Genomic DNA, 21,167 nt, shown 5'->3' on the forward strand with positions numbered 1-21,167 from the left:
ACTCCCCGGCACGCGGGATCACCGCCTGGCTCCAACTGCATCCAGATGGGTGTCTATCAGGGCACGCGAAATCGAATAGGCAGGCGGCAGTTGGGGCAGGCGGTGCGGCGAGAACCAGGCGGCATCACTGATCTCGATGCCGTCGATACGGATACGCGCGCTGGCAGCCTCGGCAAAGAACCCCATCATCAGTGAATGCGGGAACGGCCAGGCCTGGCTGCGGAAATAACGGAGACGTCCCAGCGCCACACCGACCTCTTCTGCTACCTCTCGCCGAACCGCTTCCTCAGCTGACTCGCCGGGCTCGATATAGCCCGCCAGGGTCGAGTAACGGCTCGGCGGAAAACGCGGGCTGCGGGCCAGCAGCATCGATTCACCATGGGTCACCAGGGTGATAATGCAGGGAGAAATGCGCGGATACTGGCGCTGGCCACATTCTCCGCACTGCCTGGCAAATTCATGCGGCACGCTCTCGGTCGCCACTCCGCAACGTCCACAAAAACGATGGTTACGCAGCCAGGCAGCGACCTGCAGGGCGGTGGAGATCAGCGGAAACCATTCAGCCGGCAACAGCTGCAGCCAGTCGCGACCGTCGAGCCAGTCCGTTCCAGGCGCTTCCTCGAGACTCAAAGCCACGGGCTCACCCGACCACCAGCATAGCGGCTGGACTCCGGCAGGCCAGGCAGTCAACGGCTGCAGCGGGCCCTTGTCCACGCCCGGGGCAATACGGCCGCCGGCCAGACGGATGATGCGACCGGCATCAGCTCGATGGGGCAGCTCCCGCCAGAGCATCAGCCCGAGTCCTCGGGATGCGTGGCACCCGGCCAGTTCTCTCGCTGGTCCCATTGGCAATGGCCGGCCGCCTCACGGATGCTGGCCAGCTTATCATGATGCGATCGCCATTCATCCGGGTCGGGCTGCTGGACACGGAGTTGGCCGTGCGACAAGGCGAGCCGACGAATGACCAAGCCCCCGGGACTGTCGGACTCGCGGCTCGACTCGCCGGCCGACTGGGCCTCCAGTGTCAGGGCCGTCTGCCCGCCGGTCATGCCCAGATAGACATCCGCCAGTATCTCGGCATCCAGCAAGGCGCCGTGCAGGACACGGTGGCCATTGTCGATGTCATAGCGCTTGCACAGGGCATCCAGATTGTTGCGCTGGCCGGGGTGCTTATCCCGCGCCATCCTGAGCGTATCGAGAATCCGGCAGTGCTCTGCCACCGGACCCAGCCTGGGTTCACCGCGCACTTCGTTGAGCATGTTCAGCTCATGGTCGATGAAGCCCACATCAAAGGGAGCGTTGTGAATCACCAGTTCGGCCCCTTCGATAAAGGCCCAGAAGGCATCCGCGACCTCGGCAAAGACCGGCTCGTGGGCCACTTTCTCATTGGTGATGCCATGCACGTCGACGGCTTCGGCCTCGATGTCGCGCTCGGGGTTGATGTACTGGTGATAGGTATTGCCGGTCAGGCGGCGGTTGACCATTTCGACAGCACCTATCTCGATCAGCCGATGGCCATCACGAGGATCAATGCCGGTGGTTTCGGTATCCAGGATAATCTGGCGCATGCAGTATCTCGTCGTCGCTGATCACGGAAATGAACGTCAGGAGGCGGCGTTCATTTCATCGATGGCTTCATTGGCCAGGGCATCGGCTCGCTCGTTGCCAGGGTGACCGCTGTGTCCCTTGACCCAGTGCCACTCCACATTATGACGCCGCGACTGCTCAAGCAGGTCGCGCCACAACTCGGCATTCTTGACCGGCTTGCGCGATGCGGTCTTCCAGTCCCGCTTGATCCAGCCCTGAATCCACTCGGTCATGCCGCGGCGGACATATTCCGAATCGGTCCAGAGTGCCACCTGACAGGGCCGCTTCAGCGCACGCAGGGCCATGATGGCCGCCAGAAGTTCCATACGGTTGTTGGTGGTACTGGTTTCAGCACCTTTCAGGACCTTTTCATGCCCGCCACTGATCAGTACAGCCCCCCATCCCCCCGGACCAGGATTGCCACGACACGCCCCGTCGGTGTAAATGGTAACGTCGTTCACTCTTCGATCCTTCTCGATGATGATCGTAGTCGGGACACACCTCCCAGCGCCGGCCCCCCGAGCGGCGGCAATGACAACCTGCCCTGTCTCGGCTTGACCAACTGGGATCGGCGTCGAGCCACCATCATGTAGGCATCGCCCAGCGGAACATTGTAGCGCCGTCCAAGCGTTTCGAGCATGCCATTGCACCCCGTCCGGCCCGGCAGCCGAAAGCCGCAATAGTCTACTCGCTGAGCTTCGAAATCGACAAATGCCAGCCAATCACTCAGTTGCGATGGACTGCGCCAGCGACCACCGGCACTGAAGTGTCGACGCCATTCGGGACGCATGCGTGCGCAGCCTGCCGTGCCATAGGGCGACCAGCCGAAAAGTACCAGGTGGCCATTGTCCGCCGTGACTCTTGCCGCCTCCTGCAGAACATGGTGCGGTTGCGGCAGGACTTCGAGAAGATGATGCACGACCACCAGGTCCAGACAGTTGTCCGGCAAGGCAAGCTGATCAGGCGGGCACACCAGCGTCGAGCGCGACTCGGCCATTTCGCTGGTCGGCGCCCAGCTCATGGAGTGTTGAACCGGACACATGTCGGTCAGCGCAGGGGCCAGGCTGAGTTCGAGTGCATGCAGGCCGAACCATTTCTCGCAGCGCGGTCCGATACAGGCGCGTTCGGCAGACCAGACGACGCGACCAGACTCACCGACCCAGTACTGGCGCCCTTCTCTTGCCAACCTGGCCAGGGCAATCGGATCCCGAAGATTTGACATGCTGCGCTCTTCTCTCCACAGTTTACACTTTTTGCGAATTGCCTCGGTACCAGAGCATCGGGCTACTGTCGACTTCCAGGAGGCACGAGGATACATTATTCATGCTGAGCGTGACGCCCATACCCGCACTGAATGATAACTATATCTGGCTATTGCGCCAGGACACGAGTGACAGTGTCTGCGTGGTTGATCCTGGCGACGCGACGGCGGTAATCGAGTGGCTGGAGCGAGAGGGTCTGACACTCGGCTGCATCCTGATCACCCATCATCACGGCGATCATACCGGCGGGCTAGCCGAGCTGATCAAGCGCTATTCGCCTCGCGTCATAGGGCCACACAACCCGGATATCGAAGGCATCCACGAGCGGGTCGGCGATGGCGACGAGATTCGCGTCATGGGACGACTCTTCGAGGTGCTCGAGGTACCGGGTCACACCCTCGACCATATCGCGTTCTTCACCGCGGGCATACCACCCCTGCTTTTCTGTGGCGACCTTCTCTTCAGTGGAGGCTGCGGCCGTGTCTTCGAGGGAACAACGGAGCAGATGTTCCACTCGCTGGATCGCCTGACGCCCCTGCCCGAAGATGCCCTGGTGTTTGCCGCCCACGAGTACACCCTGGCCAACCTGGCCTTCGCCAGGACCGTGGACCCGGACAACCGGGACATTCGGGAAGCCGAACAGGAATGCCTGCGGGCCCGCGAACTGGAGCGTCCCACCCTGCCCAGCACGCTGGGACGCGAACGCCGCATCAACCCCTTCCTGCGCTGCAGCAACCCGGCCATTCGCCAGGCCGCAGCGGCGCAGGGTCAGGCAGATACCGATGCAGCCACATTTACCACGCTGCGTGCCTGGAAAGACAGCTTTTGAGAACGCGTCGGCTGCAAGGCGCTACCATCGAGACCGTCTCCTGCCTATTACTTGATATCCGATGCGGCGGGAACCCCCACCCCGACGACCACCGCGCCCAGGAGTCATCAATGCCCCATCATGCACTGCGTCATCCCCTGTCTGGACTTACCGGTTCCTGTGCCTTGATGGGCGCCATCCTGACGCTCGGCCTCCTCGGCCAGCCAGTACATGCCTCCAGCGGCCCGGCTGCCACTGCAGCAACCCTGGCGACTGACCCAATCCCAGCAGATTCCGCCATGCCAGTGTCGAGATCAGGCTTCTGGTCCGACCTGACACTTCACCCCAGGGATGCCTGGAAGCGACTAAGAAACAACTTTGCCTGGCAGGATCAGTGGCGCGAGGGTGCCGGGCATGACCGCGTCCAGTACTGGATCGAACAATACAGCGCCGGGCCGCGCAACATCGCAGAAATCACTCGCCGCGCGCGCCCCTGGCTGGCCTGGATCATCCAGCAGGTCGAGGCCCGGGGCCTGCCCGGTGAAATCGCCCTGGTTCCCTTTGTCGAGAGCTCATTCGACCCACAGGCGATGAGTCATCGTGGGGCCTCGGGTCTGTGGCAGATCATGCCACGCACCGGTGAAGCCCTGGGCCTCACGCGAAGTGCGGGCTGGGATGGCCGACGGGATGTTGTGCGCTCCACGCAAGCCGCACTCGATTATATCGAGATGCAGGCCGACCAATGGTACAGAGGGAACATTGAGCTCTCCCTCGCTGCCTACAATGCCGGGGCAGGCACCGTGAACCAGGCGCGCCGAGTGGCGCAGGCCAGGGGGCGGTCCGGCGATTACTGGGATCTCGAGCTTCCCGGCGAAACCATGGATTATGTGCCCAAGCTGCTGGCCATTGCCGCCATCATCGCCGAACCCGAGCAATATGGCATCCAGCTCCCTGATATTCATGGAGGCCCGGCCTTTGCCAGTGTTGCCGTCACGCGGCGCATCAGCCTCGAGGAAGCGGCCCGTCTGACCGACGTCTCCCGCGACACCCTGAGCCAACTCAACCCGGGCCTGCGCCAGGGTATTGCTGAGCCGCACCAGCAGGGGGATCTGCTCGTACCTGCCGGACATGCCTCCCCCCTGGTGGCCGCGCTGCAGGGCTCACCCGACACCTCGCCGGCGAGCCCGGAGACTGTGCATGTGGTGCAACGCGGTGAAACCTTGTCCACCATTGCATCACAGCATGCCGTGGCCATGAACGACCTGGCGCGCTGGAATGACCTCGACCACCCCGACACTTTACAACCCGGGCAGCAACTGACACTTTCCGATAGGTGACCGTGGCGCGCCTGGCGCCAGCTTGATGACGGAAAGGAACCCCCATGAAGCGACTGTTACTGCCGATTCTCGTGTCCATGGCCAGCGGGGCAAGCATGGCCGCCGACCCCGAGGAGGTGGCAACGCAACACGCCCTCGCCCTGTACGGCGAGCCCGCCCTCGAGGCCGACTTCGAGCATTTCCCGCATGCCAACCCCGATGCGCCCGTCGGTGGCACGCTGAGTCGCGCCGCCAATGGCAGCAGCTTCGACTCCACCAATCCCTATATCATTCAGGGCACCCACGCCGCCGGGCTCAGCCATACCTACGACACCCTGCTGACCCAGAGCCCGGATGAAGCCTTCACCATGTATGGGCTGCTGGCCTCGGGAATCCGTCTCGACCCCGATCGGCAATGGGTCGAATTCGACCTGCATCCCGAGGCCCGCTTCCATGACGGTACCCCGGTGACGGCAGAGGATGTCATCTTCAGCTTCAACACCCTGGTCGAGCACGGTCGCCCTTTCTACGCGGCCTATTATGCCAATGTCGAGGCGGTGCGCGCCGTTGATGATGACACCGTGCATTTCGATCTGGCTGACAGTGAGTCCCGTGAATTGCCCTTGATTCTGGGTCAGATGCCGGTCCTGCCCTCGCACTACTGGCAGGACCGCGATTTTACCAGCCCGACCCGGGATGCCCTGCTCGGCTCGGGCCCCTATCGCATCGCCACGATCGATCCCGGACGCCGCATTGTCTATGAGCGGGTCGACGACTACTGGGGCGCTGACCTGGGGGTGAATCGTGGACGCCACAACATCGAGCGACTGGTTTATGATTACTACCGCGATTCATCGGTGGCCATGGAAGCCTTCAAGGCCGGCAACCTGGACCTGAGAATCGGCGCCACGGCGAGCAACTGGGCCACCGGCTACGACTTCCCGGCGGCCAATCAGGGCTTCATACAGCGCCTCGAGATTCCCGATGGCCAACCCGCCGGTATGCAGGCGTATGTCATGAACCTGCGACGGGACAAGTTTCAGCATCTGGCGCTGCGCAAGGCACTCAACCTGGCCTTCAACTTCGAGTGGCTCAACAAGAACCTCTTCTACGGGGCCTATGAGCGCACCCACAGCTACTTCGCCAATTCCCAGATGGCGGCCGAGGGGCTGCCCGACGAAGGCGAGCTGGCCCTGCTGGAGCCTCATCGCGATACCCTGCCCGAGGCAGTCTTCGACACCCCGCTGCCCATGGCTACTCCGCAAGCACCTCGCGCGCGACTCAGGAAGGCCCATGCCATCCTCGGCGAGGCCGGTTTCACCTATCAGGACGGCGTGATGCGCAAGCCCGATGGTGAGCCCTTGAACATCGAAGTCCTGCTTCACGACACCCGTTTCGAACGCGTCGTCCAACCCCTGTTGCAGAACCTGCAACGGCTGGGGATCGAGGGCAACATTCGCGTGGTCGACGTCAACCAATACCTCAACCGGCTGCGCAATTTCGATTTCGATATTGTCGTGGGCAGCTTCCCTCAATCGGCCAGCCCCGGGAATGAACAGCGTGAATACTGGGGCAGCGAATATGCCGACGCCCCACAGAGCCGTAACCTCATCGGCCTGCAGGACCCGGTGATCGATGACCTGGTCGACCGCTTGATCGCCGCCGACTCGCGCGACGACCTGGACACAGCTGCCCAGGCTCTGGACCGGGTGCTGCGCTGGGGCTTCTACGTCATCCCCCAGTGGCACCTTCCCGCGACGCGGCTGGCGTTCTGGGACAAGCTAGCCTGGCAGGAGCCCTTTCCCGAGTATCGCCTGGACCTTGACGCCTGGTGGATTGACCCGCAACGCGCCCAGGAAATCGAGGCTCGCCAGAGCGGCGGCTAGCCAGCTCCCGTCCATTTGAGGAATTGCCGTGGCCGCCTACACGCTACGCCGTCTGTTGCTGATGATCCCCACCCTGCTGGGCATTCTGCTACTCAACTTCGTCATCGTGCAGGCCGCCCCGGGCGGCCCGATCGACCAGATGCTGGCCCGCTTCGAGGGGCTTTCCTCGGAGTCCAGTACACGACTGCAGAGTGGCGGTGGCGAAGTCGTCGAGAGTTCGGAGTCGCGCGCCAGCCGTGGCGTACCGGACCAGCTGGTGGAGCGTCTGGAAGCGCAATTCGGCTTCGACAAGCCGGCGCCGCAACGCTTCCTCGATATGCTGGTCGACTACGCCACCTTTGACCTGGGCGAGAGCTTCTTCCGCGGCGAGGCCGTCACCACCCTGATCCTTGAACGCCTGCCGGTATCCATCTCGCTGGGACTCTGGACCACCTTGCTGGTCTATCTGATATCGGTTCCCCTGGGCATACGCAAGGCACTAAGGCATGGAACCCGCTTCGATGTCTGGTCCTCGGGCATCGTCATCATCGGCTATGCCATCCCCGGCTTTCTCTTCGCCATCCTCTTGATCGTGCTCTTCGCCGGCGGCAGCTACTGGGACATCTTTCCGTTGCGTGGCCTGACATCCGCCGATTTCGACGAGCTCTCGACGCTTGGCAAGGTGAAGGACTATTTCTGGCACATCAGCTTGCCGGTCGTGGCCTCGGCCATCGGCAGCTTTGCCACCCTGACCATGCTGACCAAGAACAGCTTCCTCGACGAGGTCCACAAGCAATACGTCCTGACAGCCCGCGCCAAAGGGGCCAGCGAACGGCGGGTGTTGTATGGCCATGTGTTTCGCAATGCGATGCTGATCATCATCGCAGGTCTGCCGTCCGCGCTGATCGGCATTTTCTTTACCGGCGCACTGTTGATCGAGGTCATCTTCTCGCTCAACGGCCTGGGTCTGTTGGGCTTCGAGGCCGTCATGCAAAGGGACTACCCGGTGATCTTCGGCACTCTGTACCTGTATACCCTGATCGGCCTGATCCTCAAGCTGATTTCCGACCTGACCTATGTATGGGTCGATCCGCGCATCGACTTCGAAACGCGGGAGGCCTGATCATGCTCAGCATGCTGCCGTCACGTCTTTCTCCGATCAGTCAGCGCCGGCTGCGGGTCTTTCGCCACAACCGCCGGGCGCGCCTGTCACTGTGGGTGTTCATGGTGCTGTTCGTGATCAGCCTGGGCGCCGAACTGGTGGCCAATGACAAACCCCTGCTGATGCAATACCAGGGGGACTGGTATGTTCCGGTCCTGGTGGACTATGCAGACAGCGAGTTCGGTGGCTTCCTGCCGACACCCGCCGATTATCATGACCCCCATACCCGAGACGCCATCGAGGCAGAGGGCTGGATGCTCTGGCCGCCGATTCCCTATTCCTATGACACCCTGGACATGGGGCTGGAACACCCTGCCCCGTCACCTCCCGACGCCGCACACTGGCTGGGCACAGACGACCAGGGACGCGATGTGCTGGCCCGGGTGATCTATGGCTTTCGCCTGTCGGTGGTGTTCGCTCTGGTGCTGACCGTCGGATCGCTGATGCTTGGCGTCCTGATCGGCGGTATCCAGGGCTACTTCGGTGGCAAGGTGGATCTGATCGGTCAACGACTCACCGAGATATGGTCGGGTCTGCCTGTGCTCTTTCTGTTGATCATTCTGGCCAGCATGGTCGAGCCCAACCTCTGGTGGCTGCTGGGTATCATGCTGCTGTTTTCGTGGCTGGGGCTGGTCGATGTGGTTCGCGCCGAATTTCTGCGCGCGCGCAATCTCGAGTATGTGCGGGCCGCTCGCGCCATGGGACTGCCATCCCGGCTGATCATGTGGCGTCATGTCTTGCCCAATGCCATGGTCGCCACCCTGACCTTCATCCCCTTTCTGTTCACCGGCGGCATCACCACCCTCACGGCCCTGGACTTCCTCGGTTTCGGCCTGCCGCCCGGCTCGCCCTCACTGGGTGAGCTGGTCGCCCAGGGCAAGAACAATCTTCAGGCCCCCTGGCTGGGCATAGTCGCCTTCCTGACGCTCTCGATCATGTTGTCGTTGCTGGTGTTCATCGGCGAGGGGCTGCGGGATGCCTTCGACCCTCGCCACATTCAACACGCCGGAGATGGCCATGCCTGATCAGCCCCTGTTCGAGCTCGACCGGCTCACTATCGCCTTCGATGGCACGACCGTCGTCGACCGGCTCTCCCTGAAGGTGGGGCGTGGCGAAACCATGGCGCTGGTCGGCGAGTCCGGCTCGGGCAAGTCGGTCTCGGCACTGGGCGCCCTGGGGCTGCTTCCCGCCAATGTGCGCGTGCAGGGCGTGCGCCAGCTCGACGGACAGGACCTGGCCGAGCTGACACCGCGTGACTGGCAACGCATTCGCGGCTCTCGGGTGGGGTTCATCTTTCAGGAGCCCATGACCTCGCTCAACCCTCTGCATAATATCGGCAAGCAGATCGGCGAGGTGCTGAGGCTGCACCAGGGGCTGACCGGTCAGGCCGCCCGCCAGCGCTGCCGGGAACTGCTGGACAGGGTCAGGCTCCCCCGAGCGGATGAACTCCTCGACACCTGGCCGCACCAGCTTTCCGGCGGTCAGCGTCAACGCGTCATGATTGCCATGGCGATCGCCAACAACCCGCGCTTGCTGATCGCCGACGAACCCACGACGGCACTGGATGTCACGGTGCAGAAGGAGATCCTCTCGTTGCTTGCCGAGCTGCGCGATGAACAGGGCATGGGCATGCTGTTCATCACCCATGATCTCAACCTGGTCCGTCATCATGCTGAGCAGGTCTGCGTAATGCATCAGGGCCGGGTGGAGGAGACCGGCCGGGTCCACGAAGTCTTCAGCTCTCCGCGGAGTGACTACACGAGAGACCTTCTGGACGCCGAGCCGAGCGGCCGGCCCGCGCCGGTCAAGGATCATCGGGCACTCATGCAGGCCTCGGGGCTGAGTGTCAGCTTCCAGCGCCCCAAGCGGCTGTTTCAACGTCGCCCTGCCCCCTTCGACGCCTTGCATCCGCTCGACCTCCAGGTGTCCCCCGGAGAGACACTGGGCATCGTGGGCGAATCCGGCTCGGGCAAGAGCACACTGGCTCAGGCGTTGTTGCGCCTGGTACCCAGCAAGGGGGCTGTCGACTTCGACGGCACACGCCTGGACCGCCTGAACCGGCGCGATATGCGCCATCAACGGCGGCGCTTTCAGGTCGTCTTCCAGGACCCTTTTGGTTCACTGTCTCCCCGCATGCCAGTGGCGGACATCATCAGTGAGGGCTTGCGCTTTCACCACCCCGAGCTGGGCCCATCAGCCGTGGCCCAGCGAGTCGCCGCCACCCTGCAGGAAGTGGGGCTTCCCGAGGGCTGTGCCGCGCGCTACCCCCATGAGTTCTCCGGTGGCCAGCGCCAGCGCATCGCCGTCGCCAGAGCCATCATCATGGAACCTGACCTGGTGATACTCGACGAGCCCACCTCAGCCCTCGATCGCACCGTTCAGGCCCAACTGGTCAATCTCCTGCGCGAGCTGCAATCCAGACGCGGCATCAGCTACCTGTTCATCAGCCATGACCTGGCAGTGGTGCGCGCCATGGCGCATCGCATCCTGGTCCTCAAGGACGGCAGGGTTGTCGAGCACGGCGATTGCCAGGACGTCCTGGCGGACCCCGCCATGGCGTATACACGAGAGCTGGTTGAAGCAGCCGGACTGAGTCCGGCCCGGGAATGAATCGGCCGACCCGGCTCTACCGGGCGGCGGCAGGAAAAGGGATACCTCGGTCAGAAAAGAGCCACTTCACTGGCCTCGAGTTCACGCCACTCCCCCGGCGCCAGCGTCTCGTCCAGCGGGAGGTCGCCGACCGCCTCGCGATGCAGCGCCTCGACGTGGTTGCCGATGGCGGCCAGCATGCGCCGCACCTGATGATAACGGCCTTCCTGGATCGTCAGGCGCACCTGATAGGGATCAAGGCACTCGAGCCGGGCAGGCAGCGTCGGCGTTTTATCGCCTTGCAGTTCGACGCCTTCAGCAAAGGCCCGGATGGCGCGTTGCGCTCCGGCCCCCTCCAGAGGACGAGCCAGGGTCGCCCGGTAGACCTTGGGGCAATGCCGGCTGGGGGCCGTGATGCGATGGGACCACTGGCCATCATCGGTGATCAGGATAAGGCCTGTGCTATCGACGTCCAGCCGGCCGACGGAATGCAGTCGCTCGGGTTTGGCGACATCGAGCAAGTCCACCACCCTGGGGTAGAGTTCCCGCCTTGCCGTGCATTCCACGCCCCCCGGCTTGTTGAGCATGATGTAGCGCAAGCCCACCGGCTCCAGCGCTTCTCCCAGCCAAGTTACACAGTCATCGGACTGGACATGCCGGGCCGCCTTCTTCTCCAGTTGACCATTGACGGTGACTTCACCGCGCAGCAGGGCTCGCTTGGCCAGCCCTCGGGTCATCTCGGTACTTTCCGACAGAAAGCGATCTAGTCGCATGAGGCAGTCGCTCCCTCGTCCAGGGTAAAGTCATCCGCGTCCATCCAGGCAGGAAATTTTTCCCGAAAGGCCTGCAGCTCGTCCAGAGACAGGCGGCCGGTCATGACAAAGGCTTGATCCCGGGGCTCATCGATCAGCGGCTCGCCCCTGGCATCGATCAGCATGGAGTCGCCCGCATACCCCAGCCCCTTGGCATCCTTACCGACGCGATTGACACCGATCACCGGGCAAAGATTCTCGATGGCACGCGCCTGCAGAAGCACTCGCCAGGCATGACGACGCGGGGCGGGCCAGTTGGCTACACACAGCAAGGCATCATACTCGAAGTGCTGATCGGACGACGCTTGCTGACGCAACCAGACGGGGAATCTCAGGTCGTAACAGACACTGAGCAGAATCCGAAAGCCCTTGAGCTCCACGATCACCCGATCATCTCCCATGGCATAGCGTTCGTGTTCGCCGGCCATGCGAAACAGATGGCGCTTGTCGTAACTGAGCATACTGCCATCCGGTCTGGCCCAGACCAGCCTGTTGTAATGCTCGCCCGAGGCGGTCACGGCCACGCTTCCGGTGATCACACAGCCCCGCTGGCGGGCCTGATCCTGCATCCAGGCAACGGTCGCGCTGTGTTCCATGGGCTCGGCCATTTCCCGGGAGTTCATGGTGAAGCCGGTGGCGAACATTTCGGGCAGGACAATCAGATCGGTGTCCGCACTGCCCAACTCGCCGAGGGTGGCCTCGAGCATCCGGCAGTTGGCCTCGGGGTCTTCCCAACGCAGATCACACTGCACCAGGGTGGTTCGTAGCTCACTCATGCAAGTCTCCTTGATGGAGTCAGATATTCGCATAGCCTAACCGAGTCACCCTATGCGCAGCCATGGCAAGATGAACTCGGCCGCACTATGATGGTGCCGACATACTTAGGAAGCTTAACATGCCAAGGATCCATGACGTTTCGCCCGATGCCGGCAAGGGAGTCGGTTTCGGACTCGCCGCCTATCTCATGTGGGGCTGTTTCCCGCTGTTTTTTGCACTCTTCGAGGGGGTGCCTGCCTATGAGGTATTGATCCACCGAGTCCTGTGGTCCTGCGTCTTTCTTATGGGACTGGTCACCCTGATGCGTCGCTGGTCCCCCGTGATAGCGGCTCTCAGGCACCCGGGAAGACTGGGGCGAGTGCTTGCCTGTGCCATTCTGATCGCCGTCAATTGGGGGCTTTATATCTATGCCGTAGAAAGTCGCCAGGTATTGCAGGCCAGTCTCGGTTACTTTCTCACGCCCCTGATCAATGTACTGCTGGGCATGATCGTGCTGCGTGAACGCATGCTGCCCCTGCAGGGCATCGCCGTGGCTCTTGCCGGTATCGCCATCACCATCCAGCTGGTGATGCTCGGCGAGATGCCCTGGATCACTCTAGTCCTGGCTTTCTCCTTTGGCACCTATGGCCTGCTGCGCAAGCAGGTTCCGCTGGATGGGCTCTCCGGGCTGCTGGTCGAGACCCTGATGCTCATGCCACTAGGGCTGCTGGCGCTGGCATGGCTCAGTCAGCTTGGCGTGTCCCATTTCCTGACCGACCAGCGCCATACGCTGCTGCTGATCGCCAGCGGGGTGATTACCGCCCTGCCCTTGCTGGCCTTTGCCGGCGCAGCACGTCGGCTGCAACTCGGGACACTGGGCTTTCTCATGTACCTGAACCCCAGCATCCAGTTCCTGATCGCTCTGCTGGTCTTCGAGGAACCCCTGGTGCCGACGCAGTTGGTCACCTTCCTGCTGATATGGGGCGGACTGGCCCTGTACTCATGGTCTGCATGGCAGAACCGTCCTGTGCCGGCCTGACACCAGCCGTCTTGCCATCCCCTGAGATGCATCGGGCTTGATCCGTCTCGACGACTGCGACAAGTCCGGATGACCAAGCACTATGGACCTCTTCCTGTCTGGCTGCCTTATGACAATCGGCATCCTCTGGCCCGGGGCCCTTGTAAACACCTTCTCGGCCGCAGTGCGTGAACTCGCCCCCGGCTTCAAGCACCATGCCGCTCGAATCGGCTATCATGGCGACAAACCCCCATAGCGGAGCCCCCATGCAAGCGCCTCTGCCCCTGCCACTGTCGACGCCCAACCGCAACCTGGTGCGTTTGACCATTGTTCGCGGCATCACCTGGACCGGCTTTCTCATCGGCGTGGTCATCGGTATCGCGGCGCTCGATTTCGCCCTCGATATCCCGTCGGTCATCGCGGTGATGAGCGCCATGAGCCTGATCAACATCGCCACCTGGTGGCGCCTGGGCCGTCCCTGGACGGTCACCCACGGGGAGTACCTGGCCCACCTGCTGGCGGACATGGCCGGCTTGACCCTGGTGTTCTACCTGATCGGCGGCTCGACCAACCCCTTCATCGGCTACTACCTGGTTCCGGTCACCATCGCCGCTGCCACCCTGCCCTGGCGCCATGCCTGGGTCGTTGCATCAGCTGGCATGGCGGGCTACAGCTTGCTGATGTTCTTCTATCATCCGGTGCCACAACTGGGCATTCCGCATGCCGAAACCGGGCTGAACCTGCACACTCTGGGTATGTGGCTCAACTTCGCTCTGTCGGCGGGACTGGTCACCTTTTTTATCTACAAGATGGCCCATGCCCTGCGCCACCGGGAGCAGTCTCTGTCACGTACCCGAGAATCTGCGCTGCGCAATGAGCAGGTACTGGCAGTGGCCACCCAGGCGGCCGGCACGGCCCATGAGCTGGGTACCCCGCTGTCGACAATGGCAGTCCTGCTGAGTGAAATGCGAGAGGATGCCAGGGACGACCCGGTTCTGACCCGGGACATCGAGATGCTTCGCGAACAGGTGGATACCTGCAAGTCGCGTCTGCGCCACCTGGTCGAAAACGCCGACCGCCGTCGCATGTCCAAGCCCGAGCCACGGGATGCTCGGGAGTGGCTGGACACGGTGATACAGCGCTGGCTGGTACTGCGGCCGGATGTCGATTATCACCTGACCATCAGCGAACGGCGGGGCCAGCCTTGCATCGCCGTCGACACGACTCTGGAACAGGCCCTGACCAATCTGCTCAACAATGCCGCCGACGCCAACCCGGCGGATATCACCATCAAGATGGACTGGAGCATGGACGAGGTGGTCATCGATATACGAGATCATGGGCCGGGGGTGACGCTGGACATTGCCGACCAGCTCGGCGAGACCTTTGTCTCGACCAAAAGCAAGGGGCTGGGTATCGGGCTCTTCCTGACACATGCCACCATCAATCGCTTCGGCGGGGGAGTCAGCCTGTACAATCACCCCGAGGGCGGCACGCTGACCGAGGTGAGTCTGCCGCGTGCCGACACCGCTGTATAAAGATGGGTACTGGAGAGGATTGCGAGACCATGCAACCGACAACCACCACACAACGTCTGCTGGTCATCGATGATGACGAGATGTTCTGCCATGTCATGCATCGCGCCATGTCACGACGTGGCTATGAAGTCCTGGTCGCCCGCGATGGCGAAAAAGCCCTGCAACTGGTGCGTGAATATCGTCCGCAGGAAGCGACACTCGATCTCAAGCTCGAGCATGAATCCGGCCTCAGGTTACTGCCGGAAATACTGAGTTTGGTTCCCGAGTGCCGCATCATCGTCCTAACCGGCTACTCGAGCATTGCCACCGCCGTTGAGGCCATCAAGCTGGGGGCGGTCAATTACCTGTGCAAGCCGGTTGATGGCGATGACGTCATGGCCGCACTATCCCGCAATGAGGGCGACCCGGCCGCCGACGTCGCAGAAGCCCCGCCCTCCATCAACCGCTTGACCTGGGAGCACATCCAGAAGGTGCTGCAGGAACACGACGGCAACATTTCGGCGACGGCCCGCGCACTGGGCATGCACCGTCGAACGTTGCAGCGCAAGCTGCAGAAACGGCCGGTCAGACACTAGCGGGTCGACCGGCGTCACCGAGCGCGCTGGCAGGGCCGCTGTGGTGCCTCACATGTCCCGGGGCGCGAAGATACCCGGGGCATTGCGCCAGTAGCCCTTGTAGTCCATACCAAAACCGAATACATAGCGATCAGCTACCTCCAGCCCGCAGTAATCAGCCTTGAGCCCCTCGACCGCCTTGCGGTCATGCTGCTTGTCGACCAGCACCGCCGTGGAAATGCTGGCCGCGCCCGCCTGCCGGCAATATTCCAGAATCGCCGCCAGGGTCGAGCCTTCATCCAGGATGTCATCGACGATCACCACATGGCGGCCGGACATCGGCACCTCCGGTGAAACACGCCAGAAAAGCTCGCCCCCACGAGTGCCTCCGCGATAGCGCGTGGCGTGAAGATAGTCGACTTCCAGCGGAAACCCAAGGCGAGTCAGCAGATGCCCGGTCGTGATCAAACCGCCGTTCATCACGCAGTAGAAGACCGGGAGGCGATCGCCGAGATCGCGATTCAGGGCCTCGGCCATGCGATCGAGAGCGCGTTCGACCTGCGGCTGTGAAATCAGGCAGTCAGCACTATCCATGACCGCTTGCATGTCAGACAGTGACGGCAGTGTATCGGGATCGAGTTTGGACATCGTAAGCTCGTCTTGTGAGTAGCTGGGTAACAGGGTATGTCAGTCGGCGGCCATGGACTCGAGGCGTGCATGAAGGCGACGCCAGCGCGGCAAGGCCATCAGGGCATCGAGATCCGGTCGGGCACGCCCGTAACGCAACTTGCCGGTGCGCCGCGATACCTGCCCCTGGCAGGCATCCAGCACCTCGAGGGCCGCCTGGCGGTCGTTGCACACCAGCAGCGTATCGCAGCCGGCCTCCAGCGCCTGACGCGCCCGCTCGGCCGGCGCCCCGGCGGAGCAGGCGCCGGCCATGCTGAGATCATCGGAAAAGATGGTACCCTTGAAGCCAAAGGATTCGCGCAACATGCCAAGCCAGGCCGGCGAAAAACCGGCGGGACGGTGATCAAAGTCGGGATACAGGACATGGGCTGGCATCATGCCATCCAGCCGCGGGGCCAGCTCGCAGAACGGGATCAGATCATGAGACCGAAGGCTCTCCATGGACCGCGGGTCCTCGGGCAGCTCATGATGGGAGTCAGCGGCCACACCACCATGCCCGGGAAAATGCTTGCCGATGGCGCACATACCGGCCTCATGGAGGCCGGATACAAAGGCGCCGGCCAGGACGCTGACGATCTCGGGATCACCACTGAAACTGCGGTCACCGATGACCGATGAGATACCGCTATCGACATCCAGGACGGGGGCAAAGCTGATGTCAAGCCAGCACGCTGCCATCTCCATGCCCAGCAGCCAGCCGGTATCCTGGCAGAGGCGACGGGCATCCTCCGGAGATAGCGAATACTCCTGCCCTAGGCGTGACATCGAGGGTAGGCGTGTGACGCCCTGGCGAAGACGCTGCACGCGTCCTCCTTCCTGATCGATGGCCAACAGCAGGTCGGGACGCACCCGACGGATTGACTGACAAAGCTCGCGTACCTGGGAGGCATCCTCGACATTGCGACCAAACAGTATGACGCCGCCCACCGCCGGGTGACCCAGCATCTGCTGTTCGTCCTCGCGGAGAAGAGGACCTTCCAGGTCCAGCATCACGGGTCCGAGTGTCTGGCTCATGGTCGCTTCCTGACGAAATGAAGGCCAGATTCTAGACCATCCCATGGCTGGGTGACAGCCCGTAACCCCGCTCTTCGGCCTGGCCGGCGGACACCAGGCCAAACACTACGTACAATGAAGCGGTCGCCAAGCAAGGAGTCATTGATGCCAAGTCCTCTGCCCCCCTGGCTGGTCGGGCCGATTGCCATGCTGCTCGGTTTGAGCCTGGGCAGCTTCGTCAACGTGGTCATTACCCGCCTGCCCGTGATGCTGATGCGCCAGTGGCGCAGCGAGGCCCGCGAAGCCCTGTCACTGGAAGCGGAGTCAGCGCCGCTTTTCAACCTCGTGCGGCCCGATTCGATGTGTCCGAGTTGCGAGTCCCCCATAGCCTGGCGCCACAAGCTGCCACTGGTCAGCTGGCTGATGCTGCGTGGCCGCTGCGCCGACTGTCAGGCACGGATCAGCCCCCAGTACCCGCTGGTAGAGCTCCTCGGGGGGCTTCTTGCCCTGGCCGTGGTGCTGCTGCATGGCGTGAGCTGGGAGACCGCCTTCCTGCTTGGCGCCTGCCTGACCCTGCTGGCATTGGCGGTGATCGACCTGCGCCTGCAGCTACTGCCCGATATCCTGACCCTGCCCTTGCTCTGGGCCGGGCTCTTCTACCACTGGTTGCTGGTTCCTCTCGCCCTGCCGGACGCCGTTCTCGGGGCGATGCTCGGCTACCTGGTGCTCTGGGGCTTTCATGGTGTCTTTCATCTGGCGACCGGCAAGCAGGGGATGGGCCAAGGCGACTTCAAGCTGCTGGCCGCCCTGGGCGCCTGGCTGGGCTGGACCTACCTGCCCCTGTTACTGCTGATCGCGGCCGCCTCCGGTACACTCTATGGAATGGCCATTCAGGCCAGGGATCCTCGACAACGTGGTCAAGCCATTGCCTTCGGGCCTTGGCTGGCCATGGCGGGCTGGCTGATGTTGATGGCCGGCGAACCCTTGATGGCGTGGTACCTCCAATGGATGAACTGACCCCTCGCCCGCTTGTCATCGGCATGACAGGCGGCATCGCTTCAGGAAAATCCACCGTTGCCCGCGTTTTTTCACGGCTCGGCATTCCCTGGGTGGATGCGGATGATGTGGCCAGGGAGATCGTGGCACCGGGCGAGCCGGCCCTGGCGGAAATTCGTCAACGCTACGGCGCCAGGCTGATGCTCGACGACGGTTGCCTCGACCGGCGGGCACTCCGCGAGATCGTCTTTGCCGATCCCGCGGAACGGCAGTGGCTCGAATCCATCACCCATCCGCGCATACGAACCCGGCTGATTGAATGGCTGGACACCTTTCACTGGCGAGGGGCGCCCTACGCCCTGCTCATCTCGCCACTGCTCTTCGAGTCCGGACAGCAGGAGCTGGTCGACCGCTGCCTGGTCATCGATGTGCCGGAGTACCTGCAGGTTGAGCGCACCGCCAGACGCGATGATGTCGACGAAGCTCAGGCACGCGACATTGTCGCCGCCCAGATGACGCGAGAGCAGCGACTGGCCCGCGCCGACGACGTGCTCTGCAATGACGGCAGCCCCGAATCTCTCGAGGCACAGATCAAGAGACTGGACCAGCAATATCGCGACATGCCGAGATTGCCAGGGAACAACTGATCGCGCATCATACGTCGCCAACCACCCGCGATTCCGACGAGACCCCATGGCCGAAACTTCGACACAGCGCCCACTTGAAGTTGCCTGTCCACAATGCCGCAATACGGTGGCCTGGACAGCGGAGAACCCTTATCGTCCCTTCTGTAGCAAACGTTGCCGTTTGCTGGACCTGGGCGCCTGGGCGGAAGAGTCACACCGTATTGCCGGAGAGCCAGCCATGGACGAGGCCGATATAGACGCCATGCTGGCACGGTCCGATCGTGATGCCAGTGAGTAATGCATAGCATGATGCAAGCGCCGCAATACCGGCTGCTCGCCGAACTGGAAGCCGTGTTTGATCAGCTTGTCGAGCGCACCGATCATCTGGTGGATACCTGGCGGCAAAGCCGGGCATCAGCCTGGTCGTTCGATACATCCCGCGCAGACGCTACCTGGCTCAGACGTGCCCTGCTGGACTTCTGGTACGAGGACGGCCAGGACGGGCGAAGCACGCGGCGCTATATCGGACTTGTGGCCGCCAACGAAGCCGTCATGGCTCGGTTGCAGGAGGTCAATGCGACCAAGCAGCAACTGGGTCAACTGGTGGCCAAGATACGTCGCGACGTCCCGGGCCTGATACCCGAAATCAAGGCAGTCCTGCCCTTTCGTCATCCAGCCTTGCATGAACACCTGAGTGGTGCCGGCCTGGCACGCCTGCATCTCAAGCAATGCTGGCGGAGCATTCCGCAAGCCGAAAGCGAGGTATCAAGGGTCCGACTGGCCTGGTACCGCAGCGGTCGGTCGATCAAGCGACTCAGCGTCCGTGACGCTGAACTCTTACTCCATGAACTGGATACCGATGCCGCTCATGTGCGTCTGCAACTGGACAAGCTGGGGAGACTTCAGGCAAGCGAACCCCTGGCGCAGGTCCAGGAACAAGCTCCCCTGATGCGCGCCAACATCTTTTACAGCACTCCCCTGGAAGACGGTCACAGCCGCAAGGCGATGAACATCGCGCTTCCTCTGTTCATCCCCAGTGAGAATGGGCAGCTCCCCGACGTCAACCAGCCTCCGGATAGCCCCCCAGCGCAACGCAGCCGCGCCAAGCGCCGTGACGCGCGTCTGGAGGAAACCGCGTTGCTGCCGAGTATCAGAGTCTACCGCTACCAACGGGGTCAATGAGCGCTTTTCGCCGGGTCAAGCAATGCGCCCCAGGGCCTTCATGGTGCTCAGCAGGTCACTCACGCTCTCCGCCGGAAGGGCATACTCCCGCATCAACGTTTCCAGTTGCTGCTTGAACGCCACCTCGCGCTCCACTGGCGTGGCCTCGGACGTCTCAGCAGCCGGAGAACGGGGCTGCTCACCGGGCTGCTCGAGATCTCGCAACGCCTCGGCAAACGCATCATCAAGCTCACGAAACTTACGGAGCTTTTCGCGCTCATCCAGAGGTTGCCGTGTATTCTGATATTTCATTAGCTAATATTGATTTCCAAGTCTAGCCTTGAAAAAAGCCGTGGGTTGACCGTGCCTATCTTGCTTGGGCTCCTCTGAAACCAGTATACCCGCCATTCCGGCTCAGGGCACACAACCCCTGGTATACAGGCTCGGCTAATTCGCACATATTGCTCTAAAACGCGCAGACATCGCCAGTTTTCGTGCCTTGCGTGTCGATGAGCAGCGTAAAAGAGCCTTTATTAACATATGCTAATTCAAGATAAAAACGATAATCAATTGCACTGCTCCGGGCAATCAAAATGTTTGTGGACAATGCAAACATGACCGCTCATCGAGTGCAGGGATGGTGAGAGACAACCAGAGGCATGGCGATCAGCCACGAAATTATGCGGGCGGAGGTATGGCTGCTGAACACCTTGGCCCCCTGCCAACCTGGAAGAGCTGACCCGATGCATCGGCTACTCGCCGTCACAGATTCGTCGGCGATTTCACGAGATATTCGGCATATCACCCGGGGCTTACCGGAACCAGCTTCGCATGGCCAAGTCCGCCCGGCTTTTGGTGCAAACGCCCATGAGCATTCGCGCAATTGCCATGCCTACAGCTACCACAATCATTCGTCTAGCCTTGCCACCGGCTTTCCGACTGATGTCTCTACCCGAGCAACGCCAGGTGCGCCTGCCTCTAAACAACACTCATGATCTGAAGGATGCACTCTGCTTCATGAGTTATCTCAACTTTTCCGGTAAAGGCAAAACACTGAAGGGCGACCCAGTCCAGTAGATTCCACAATCACGGGGACTGAAGTTGTGCATCGCCATTGCTGACAGCCTCTAACAACAGAAGGCCCTGTCGCTTATCAACGAGAGGGCCACTTGAAACTGCAACTAACGTTATGAACGCCTAAGTGCCTGATCTGATATTTTCGAGTATAATCCGCCTCAGGATCACTGACACGGATGGAACCATGGCAAGGCGCTTCGTTGCCCCTCTCACTGAATCTGAACAAAAAACGCTGTCCTCCGCCTATCACCATGGTGAGAAGCGCGCCCTACGTCGGCGTGCGCATGCCATCCTGTTGAGTAATCAAGGCCATACAATCAACCAAATCAGTGAGATACTGCAGGTTCGCCGCGATGCTGT

General features: G+C 62.0%; 23 protein-coding genes and 1 pseudogene. 15 read left to right on the forward strand and 9 right to left on the reverse strand.

Annotation, left to right across the window (positions count from 1 at the left end; all coding sequences use genetic code 11):
* Positions 1-18: 18 nt before the first annotated feature.
* The 4 genes from nudC to QWY74_RS11930 are packed head-to-tail and all read right to left on the reverse strand — an operon-like array spanning position 19 to position 2,809.
* Entirely contained in the window at positions 19-792 is a 774-nt protein-coding gene (gene nudC / locus QWY74_RS11915; protein WP_264825881.1) for an NAD(+) diphosphatase, read from the reverse strand.
* Positions 792-1,568 carry a DNA polymerase III subunit epsilon gene (dnaQ, locus tag QWY74_RS11920; protein WP_264825883.1) on the reverse strand — a complete coding sequence of 259 codons (777 nt, stop codon included), beginning with the start codon at positions 1,566-1,568 and terminating at the stop codon, positions 792-794. Before dnaQ ends, nudC begins: the two co-directional genes overlap by 1 nt.
* A gap of 36 nt (positions 1,569-1,604) precedes the next feature.
* The gene (gene rnhA, locus QWY74_RS11925) at positions 1,605-2,048 is read right to left on the reverse strand and encodes a ribonuclease HI (protein ID WP_264825884.1); all 444 of its coding nucleotides are present in this window, start codon (positions 2,046-2,048) and stop codon (positions 1,605-1,607) included.
* A complete protein-coding gene (locus QWY74_RS11930; protein ID WP_264825885.1) occupies positions 2,045-2,809 on the reverse strand; it encodes a class I SAM-dependent methyltransferase in 765 nt (254 codons plus the stop codon). Before QWY74_RS11930 ends, rnhA begins: the two co-directional genes overlap by 4 nt.
* A 101-nt stretch (positions 2,810-2,910) precedes the next feature.
* Here QWY74_RS11930 and gloB point away from each other — a divergent pair, with 101 nt between their 5' ends.
* The 6 genes from gloB (at position 2,911) to QWY74_RS11960 (ending at position 10,610) form a co-directional block, all read left to right on the forward strand.
* Entirely contained in the window at positions 2,911-3,678 is a 768-nt protein-coding gene (gene gloB / locus QWY74_RS11935; protein WP_264825886.1) for a hydroxyacylglutathione hydrolase, read from the forward strand.
* A gap of 110 nt (positions 3,679-3,788) precedes the next feature.
* Positions 3,789-4,994, forward strand: a complete 1,206-nt coding sequence (locus QWY74_RS11940) for a transglycosylase SLT domain-containing protein (RefSeq protein ID WP_290314384.1) — start codon at positions 3,789-3,791, stop codon at positions 4,992-4,994.
* A 44-nt stretch (positions 4,995-5,038) separates the two neighbouring features.
* Positions 5,039-6,859 (forward strand): extracellular solute-binding protein, encoded by a 1,821-nt coding sequence (locus QWY74_RS11945; RefSeq protein WP_264825888.1) that lies wholly within the window; start codon positions 5,039-5,041, stop codon positions 6,857-6,859.
* Between the two features lie 28 nt (positions 6,860-6,887).
* Positions 6,888-7,961 (forward strand): microcin C ABC transporter permease YejB, encoded by a 1,074-nt coding sequence (locus QWY74_RS11950; protein WP_264825889.1) that lies wholly within the window; start codon positions 6,888-6,890, stop codon positions 7,959-7,961.
* 2 nt (positions 7,962-7,963) lie between these two features.
* A complete protein-coding gene (locus QWY74_RS11955) occupies positions 7,964-9,025 on the forward strand; it encodes an ABC transporter permease (RefSeq protein WP_264825891.1) in 1,062 nt (353 codons plus the stop codon).
* Complete coding sequence (locus QWY74_RS11960; protein ID WP_264825892.1) at positions 9,018-10,610, forward strand: ABC transporter ATP-binding protein; 1,593 nt, start codon at positions 9,018-9,020, stop codon at positions 10,608-10,610. Before QWY74_RS11955 ends, QWY74_RS11960 begins: the two co-directional genes overlap by 8 nt.
* Before the next feature lie 50 nt (positions 10,611-10,660).
* Here QWY74_RS11960 and QWY74_RS11965 read toward each other — a convergent pair whose 3' ends face one another.
* Positions 10,661-11,362 (reverse strand): pseudouridine synthase, encoded by a 702-nt coding sequence (locus QWY74_RS11965; RefSeq protein WP_264825893.1) that lies wholly within the window; start codon positions 11,360-11,362, stop codon positions 10,661-10,663.
* On the reverse strand, positions 11,353-12,177 hold the full coding sequence (locus QWY74_RS11970) for an amidohydrolase (protein ID WP_264825895.1): 825 nt from the start codon (positions 12,175-12,177) through the stop codon (positions 11,353-11,355). The genes QWY74_RS11965 and QWY74_RS11970 overlap by 10 nt, the downstream gene beginning before the upstream one ends.
* Before the next feature lie 119 nt (positions 12,178-12,296).
* Between QWY74_RS11970 and rarD the strand changes: the two genes are divergently transcribed.
* The 3 genes from rarD to QWY74_RS11985 all read left to right on the forward strand — a co-directional run bounded on the left by rarD (position 12,297) and on the right by QWY74_RS11985 (position 15,288).
* Positions 12,297-13,196 carry an EamA family transporter RarD gene (gene rarD, locus QWY74_RS11975; protein WP_290314385.1) on the forward strand — a complete coding sequence of 300 codons (900 nt, stop codon included), beginning with the start codon at positions 12,297-12,299 and terminating at the stop codon, positions 13,194-13,196.
* A gap of 245 nt (positions 13,197-13,441) precedes the next feature.
* Positions 13,442-14,713 carry an ATP-binding protein gene (locus QWY74_RS11980; protein WP_264825898.1) on the forward strand — a complete coding sequence of 424 codons (1,272 nt, stop codon included), beginning with the start codon at positions 13,442-13,444 and terminating at the stop codon, positions 14,711-14,713.
* Between the two features lie 29 nt (positions 14,714-14,742).
* Entirely contained in the window at positions 14,743-15,288 is a 546-nt protein-coding gene (locus QWY74_RS11985; protein ID WP_264825899.1) for a response regulator transcription factor, read from the forward strand.
* Positions 15,289-15,336: 48 nt separating this feature from the next.
* Here the strand turns inward: QWY74_RS11985 and QWY74_RS11990 are convergent, their stop codons facing one another.
* Positions 15,337-15,915, reverse strand: a complete 579-nt coding sequence (locus QWY74_RS11990; protein WP_264825900.1) for a hypoxanthine-guanine phosphoribosyltransferase — start codon at positions 15,913-15,915, stop codon at positions 15,337-15,339.
* A gap of 39 nt (positions 15,916-15,954) precedes the next feature.
* On the reverse strand, positions 15,955-16,968 hold the full coding sequence (gene nagZ, locus QWY74_RS11995) for a beta-N-acetylhexosaminidase (RefSeq protein ID WP_264825901.1): 1,014 nt from the start codon (positions 16,966-16,968) through the stop codon (positions 15,955-15,957).
* A 144-nt stretch (positions 16,969-17,112) separates the two neighbouring features.
* On the opposite strand from nagZ, the gene QWY74_RS12000 reads away from it, so the two are divergent.
* Genes QWY74_RS12000 through QWY74_RS12015 form a run of 4 tightly spaced genes read left to right on the forward strand, consistent with a single transcriptional unit; the run spans position 17,113 to position 19,751 of the window.
* Positions 17,113-17,964 (forward strand): prepilin peptidase, encoded by an 852-nt coding sequence (locus tag QWY74_RS12000; RefSeq protein ID WP_264825902.1) that lies wholly within the window; start codon positions 17,113-17,115, stop codon positions 17,962-17,964.
* Entirely contained in the window at positions 17,952-18,590 is a 639-nt protein-coding gene (gene coaE / locus QWY74_RS12005; RefSeq protein ID WP_290314386.1) for a dephospho-CoA kinase, read from the forward strand. Before QWY74_RS12000 ends, coaE begins: the two co-directional genes overlap by 13 nt.
* A 46-nt stretch (positions 18,591-18,636) precedes the next feature.
* Positions 18,637-18,867 (forward strand): DNA gyrase inhibitor YacG, encoded by a 231-nt coding sequence (gene yacG / locus QWY74_RS12010; RefSeq protein WP_264825904.1) that lies wholly within the window; start codon positions 18,637-18,639, stop codon positions 18,865-18,867.
* An 11-nt stretch (positions 18,868-18,878) separates the two neighbouring features.
* Positions 18,879-19,751 carry a DNA replication terminus site-binding protein gene (locus QWY74_RS12015; protein WP_353960326.1) on the forward strand — a complete coding sequence of 291 codons (873 nt, stop codon included), beginning with the start codon at positions 18,879-18,881 and terminating at the stop codon, positions 19,749-19,751.
* A gap of 15 nt (positions 19,752-19,766) precedes the next feature.
* Here the strand turns inward: QWY74_RS12015 and QWY74_RS12020 are convergent, their stop codons facing one another.
* Complete coding sequence (locus tag QWY74_RS12020; protein WP_264825906.1) at positions 19,767-20,042, reverse strand: hypothetical protein; 276 nt, start codon at positions 20,040-20,042, stop codon at positions 19,767-19,769.
* Between the two features lie 435 nt (positions 20,043-20,477).
* Here QWY74_RS12020 and QWY74_RS12025 point away from each other — a divergent pair, with 435 nt between their 5' ends.
* On the forward strand, positions 20,478-20,807 hold the full coding sequence (locus QWY74_RS12025) for a helix-turn-helix domain-containing protein (protein WP_264825918.1): 330 nt from the start codon (positions 20,478-20,480) through the stop codon (positions 20,805-20,807).
* A gap of 184 nt (positions 20,808-20,991) precedes the next feature.
* Positions 20,992-21,167: pseudogene (locus QWY74_RS12030) on the forward strand (IS630-like element ISHsp2 family transposase); the annotation flags it as partial.

Origin of the sequence: Halomonas almeriensis (genome assembly GCF_030409235.1) — a bacterium.
GTDB classification, from domain to species: domain Bacteria; phylum Pseudomonadota; class Gammaproteobacteria; order Pseudomonadales; family Halomonadaceae; genus Halomonas; species Halomonas almeriensis.